Origin of the sequence: Bacillus cereus group sp. BfR-BA-01379, assembly GCF_022663605.1 — a bacterium.
In the GTDB taxonomy this organism is placed as follows: Bacteria; Bacillota; Bacilli; order Bacillales; family Bacillaceae_G; genus Bacillus_A; species Bacillus_A mobilis.
Window position 1 is genome coordinate 1 of the sequence record NZ_JAKUFT010000145.1, and the last position, 4,494, is coordinate 4,494.

Genomic DNA, 4,494 nt, shown 5'->3' on the forward strand with positions numbered 1-4,494 from the left:
TCTCTTTTTCTCTTCTTCACTTTTTTGCTGTTCTTTAATCGCTGCTTCTTTTTTCGCTTTATCTTGCTGCAGTTGCGCCGCTTCTTCCTTTGTTACTGTTCCAGTATCCGCGCTTGCTACTGAAGAATATCCTACTGTTAACAGTGCCATTGCACAGATTGGTAATAGTTTCTTTTTCATTTTATATCTCTCCTTTTATACGTTTTACATCACTTCGCATCGGATGTATCACTAGAATAAACAAGAGATATAAATATAAGATGCAGATGAAATATATTTCATTTAAAGATTTCGTTGTAGAAAAATAAAAAAACATCGCAATATATACGATGTTTTTTCGGGTGTGTGTCTCAATATTTACATGTTACTTTCGCGTGATTTAGAAGTAGAATAGGCCGGAGCGATAACTAATTGTCTCGGCTCAGTTTTCTTTAAGTGATTTTTGACGTTACACTTACGACGTTGAACAACCCACGCTTTAATAGGGTTTGTCAAAATAATCTTTTGCTCTTCGTTAGGGGCCTCTTCTTCAAACCTACAACTTTCGCTCCATTTATTCCATTTCATTGTAAATGTAGAAGAAGAATGATCGTCTTCTCGATCAAACAAGTGCAAAAAATCCATTTCGCCAGCTAGCATTACGGTGTTGCTAGTTGCTAAAAAAGAAAAGGTCGTCCAACGTTTCTCCATGCCCTCCTACTCCTTTTTCACATATAGAGTGCCTAAAACTTAATTTACCTAAAATATGCTTGCCTTTTACCTTACACCTATAGTTTATCCAAAACACTACTAGGCAACTATCGATTTGCCTTACAACTACCTTACATTTTTGTAAGAAACAAAAAACCTTCACTCTCTATACGTGAAGGTTTCTCATTTCTCATCTATGTGATCTTTCATATGATCCACTCCAGCTTCTTGCAGCTGTGACATCATACCGTGGGAAATTGCGCCTAATACTAAAGTCATTCCAATTAGTGAAATCCGAATCGCTGGTACATCAATTATGTAAGCCAAACTGCCAAGAACAATTGTTAAAAGCAATGCTTTTATAAATGTTGCACTTGTATACTCTTTCTTTCTCATCATAATCACCCTTTATGGAAGCGTTTTCTTAATATAATCAGTATATCATATCATCTGACTATTTTGTGGGGATTTCTGTAAAAAACTTATATCTTCTTTGACTTTTCCCTTTCTTTCCTTTACAGTCGAAATGTTCACAAGTTTTACACTGTAGGAGGACTCCAATGAATATTGAAATAAAAGACACTTTAATTTCTGAAGAACAATTACAAGAAAAAGTAAAAGAACTAGCACTTCAAATCGAACGTGACTTTGAAGGAGAAGAAATCGTAGTAATCGCTGTATTAAAAGGATCTTTCGTATTCGCTGCTGATTTAATTCGTCACATTAAAAACGATGTAACAATCGACTTTATTTCTGCATCTAGCTACGGAAATCAAACAGAAACAACTGGAAAAGTAAAACTATTAAAAGATATCGATGTAAACATTACTGGCAAAAACGTAATTGTCGTAGAAGACATTATCGATTCTGGTTTAACACTTCACTTCCTAAAAGATCACTTCTTTATGCATAAACCGAAAGCATTGAAATTCTGTACGTTACTTGATAAACCTGAGCGACGTAAAGTGGACTTAAAAGCTGAATATGTTGGCTTCCAAATTCCAGACGAATTTATCGTTGGCTACGGTATCGACTGCGCAGAAAAATATCGTAACTTACCATTTATCGCTTCAGTTGTAACGGAATAATATAATAGAATAAACTTCCATCAATTACTGGTGGAAGTTTATTTTCTATCACGATTCGTAAAAGACAAAGGGAGAGAATAATAATGACAAAGACAAAATTTGAAAAAGTACTCCTCATCGTAAATCCGAAAGCAGGACAAGGTGATTTACATACGAACTTAACGAAAATCGTACCACCTCTTGCGGCAGCTTTTCCTGACTTACATATCCTTCATACGAAAAAGCAAGGTGATGCAACAAAATATTGCCAAGAGTTTGCTAGTAAAGTAGATTTAATTATCGTCTTTGGTGGTGACGGCACTGTATTTGAATGCACAAATGGCTTAGCACCTCTTGAAACTAGACCTACACTTGCAATCATTCCAGGCGGAACTTGCAACGACTTCTCTCGTACACTCGGCGTTCCGCAAAACATCGCAGAAGCTGCAAAACTTATTACACAAGGACATGTAAAACCAGTTGACGTCGCAAAAGCAAATGACCTACACTTCTTAAACTTCTGGGGCATTGGACTCGTCTCTGAAGTATCAAACAATATCGATGCGGAAGAGAAAGCAAAGCTTGGGAAAATTGGTTACTATTTAAGTACCATTCGAACTGTCAAAAATGCTGAAACATTCCCAGTAAAAATTACGTACGATGGACAAGTATATGAAGACGAAGCTGTCCTTGTTATGGTTGGAAACGGTGAATATCTTGGCGGTATCCCGTCCTTTATTCCGAACGTAAAGTGCGATGACGGAACACTTGATATTTTCGTTGTAAAATCAACAGGCATTCAAGCGTTTAAAGATTATATCGGAAAGAAACTATTTGAAGACTCAAATGAAAATGACATCTTCCACGTAAAAGCGAAATCCATTCATATTGAAACCGAAGAAGAAAAAGAAGTAGATACAGATGGAGAAAGCTCGCTTCATACACCTTGTCAAATTGAATTATTACAAGGACACTTTACGATGATTTATAATCCTGCGGTTGTGTAATGCAAAAAGCCGAGCTAAAGTTTCAACACTTTGGCTCGGCTTTTTTATTAGCAAGGCATTTTGATTTACTCTTACATTTTTAATATAAATTTTCGTAATCAAACTCCACCCAATTTTTCCAGTGCGTATTAGAATCTTTATTCACAATAACACTTGGATCTTTCTTCTCTATTGCAGCGGCTACTGATTGAAAAAATTCATTTTCACTTACTTTCTCGTCTTCAACATGTTGCCACTCTTCCGTTTCATACGCTACTTCCCAATCACCTTCTAAACCGAACTCTTCTAACATTTCTTCTTTTCCCCACCATACTAATTTTCGAGCTTCATCATGAGTAGCAAGCATACGCATGAAATCTCTCGGATAAGACTCTGTCGTTTGTACTTTTATTCCGTTATGTACGTACTCTTCTTCTGTAAATTCATATTCAAAATGATGATCGCGAATTTTTACACTACCCTTATGAATATCAGGTATAAATTCACCTTCATTATCAAATAACTCATACTCTCCATCATTTAACTGCAAAATACCATCATCACCAATTGAATGATTCACTCTATCACCATATACTTGAATATCATTACATACACCTAATGATCCTACACCAACAATTTGAAACACCATCAACCAATCCTTATTATCCTTAAAGAAAAGAGAGAATTTCACTTGTGAAATATCCATATATTCATTATCAAAGGTAGGAAATTCATAGTTACTTTGCTTTTTATCTAATAGTTTTAAAATATCCTTTTGCATCTGTATCATCTTCACCTCTATATAAATTTTTCAATTTCACTAGAGTATAACATAGACATATTTGTCTGTAACATTCTAATAATATTGCTAAAAAAATAGCAAAGTTTCCTGTTTGCATGCCCTAGTTCTTTTTAGATACAATGAAGGAAAGAAGCAACCTGATGCAAGGGAGAGGACAAACTTTGTTCAACCAACAGTTAGTTAATTTACGCATTGATTTTGCATTTAAACAATTGTTTGGTACGAATGGTAGTGAAGATATTCTAATTGCATTTTTAAACGCTATGTTACAAAAGTCTTTAGATTCACCCATCGCTTCTCTACAACTAGAAGATCCACATTTACATCGGGAATATGAAGAGGATAAGTTATCTATTTTAGATATTTCAGCGACATTAAACACAGGAACAAAAGTAAATGTAGAAATACAGCTCAATAATAATCACGATATGATGAAACGTAGTTTATATTATTGGGGAAAATTATACACATCTCAATTACAAAAAGGTATGCCTTACAGTTCGCTTCATAAAACCATCACCATTAATTTATTAAACTTTATAATGTTCTCAGACCACAAAGAATTTCATACAACGGGCACATTATGGAATTCACAACAACAGAAACTCTTGAGTGATGACATAGAAATTCACATTGTAGAAATTCCAAAGTTAACAAAACAATGGCATGAAGAAAAAGTAAATCCGTGGAAAGATCCATTTGTTCGTTGGCTTTTATTGCTTTCAGCAAATGAGGATGAACACTTAACTAAAACATTGGAGGATATTGCTATGAACCGAGATCCTATTTTACAAAAAGCAATAAACAAGTGGGAACGTATGAGTCAAGATTCCTCTTTCCGACAAGCCTATGACGCGAGGGAGAAAGTTTTAATGGATGAAGCCGCAAAATTCGCCCACGCAGAGACAGAAGGAATAAAAAGAGGAATGGAACAAGGAATAAAAAAAGG

At 35.0% G+C, this 4,494-nt stretch carries 6 protein-coding genes and 1 pseudogene; 3 read left to right on the top strand and 4 right to left on the bottom strand.

The window, feature by feature from the left end; all coding sequences use genetic code 11:
* The 3 genes and pseudogenes from MR113_RS26800 to MR113_RS26810 all read right to left on the bottom strand — a co-directional run.
* Window positions 1-180: pseudogene (locus tag MR113_RS26800) on the bottom strand (LPXTG cell wall anchor domain-containing protein); the annotation flags it as partial.
* 177 nt (window positions 181-357) lie between these two features.
* Window positions 358-690 carry a hypothetical protein gene (locus MR113_RS26805; RefSeq protein WP_242257435.1) on the bottom strand — a complete coding sequence of 111 codons (333 nt, stop codon included), beginning with the start codon at window positions 688-690 and terminating at the stop codon, window positions 358-360.
* A gap of 183 nt (window positions 691-873) precedes the next feature.
* Window positions 874-1,089: a hypothetical protein gene (locus MR113_RS26810; protein ID WP_061677576.1), complete on the bottom strand. Its 216-nt coding sequence runs from the start codon at window positions 1,087-1,089 to the stop codon at window positions 874-876.
* A 161-nt stretch (window positions 1,090-1,250) separates the two neighbouring features.
* Between MR113_RS26810 and hpt the strand changes: the two genes are divergently transcribed.
* Both hpt and MR113_RS26820 read left to right on the top strand, forming a co-directional pair.
* On the top strand, window positions 1,251-1,778 hold the full coding sequence (hpt, locus tag MR113_RS26815; protein ID WP_001019304.1) for a hypoxanthine phosphoribosyltransferase: 528 nt from the start codon (window positions 1,251-1,253) through the stop codon (window positions 1,776-1,778).
* An 83-nt stretch (window positions 1,779-1,861) separates the two neighbouring features.
* Window positions 1,862-2,764: a diacylglycerol/lipid kinase family protein gene (locus MR113_RS26820; RefSeq protein WP_046956106.1), complete on the top strand. Its 903-nt coding sequence runs from the start codon at window positions 1,862-1,864 to the stop codon at window positions 2,762-2,764.
* A 79-nt stretch (window positions 2,765-2,843) separates the two neighbouring features.
* Here MR113_RS26820 and MR113_RS26825 read toward each other — a convergent pair whose 3' ends face one another.
* A complete protein-coding gene (locus tag MR113_RS26825) occupies window positions 2,844-3,524 on the bottom strand; it encodes a DUF7003 family protein (RefSeq protein WP_242257437.1) in 681 nt (226 codons plus the stop codon).
* Between the two features lie 182 nt (window positions 3,525-3,706).
* Between MR113_RS26825 and MR113_RS26830 the strand changes: the two genes are divergently transcribed.
* Window positions 3,707-4,494: Rpn family recombination-promoting nuclease/putative transposase (locus MR113_RS26830; RefSeq protein ID WP_242257436.1), on the top strand; the 788-nt coding region annotated here is incomplete at its 3' end.

Excerpts from the sequence above, each read along its gene's own strand:
- MR113_RS26805 (WP_242257435.1), bottom strand. The coding sequence starts at position 690 with ATGGAGAAACGTTGGACGACCTTTTCTTTTTTAGCAACTAGCAACACC.
- MR113_RS26810 (WP_061677576.1), bottom strand. The coding sequence starts at position 1,089 with ATGATGAGAAAGAAAGAGTATACAAGTGCAACATTTATAAAAGCATTG.
- hpt (WP_001019304.1), top strand. The coding sequence starts at position 1,251 with ATGAATATTGAAATAAAAGACACTTTAATTTCTGAAGAACAATTACAA.
- MR113_RS26820 (WP_046956106.1), top strand. The coding sequence starts at position 1,862 with ATGACAAAGACAAAATTTGAAAAAGTACTCCTCATCGTAAATCCGAAA.
- MR113_RS26825 (WP_242257437.1), bottom strand. The coding sequence starts at position 3,524 with ATGCAAAAGGATATTTTAAAACTATTAGATAAAAAGCAAAGTAACTAT.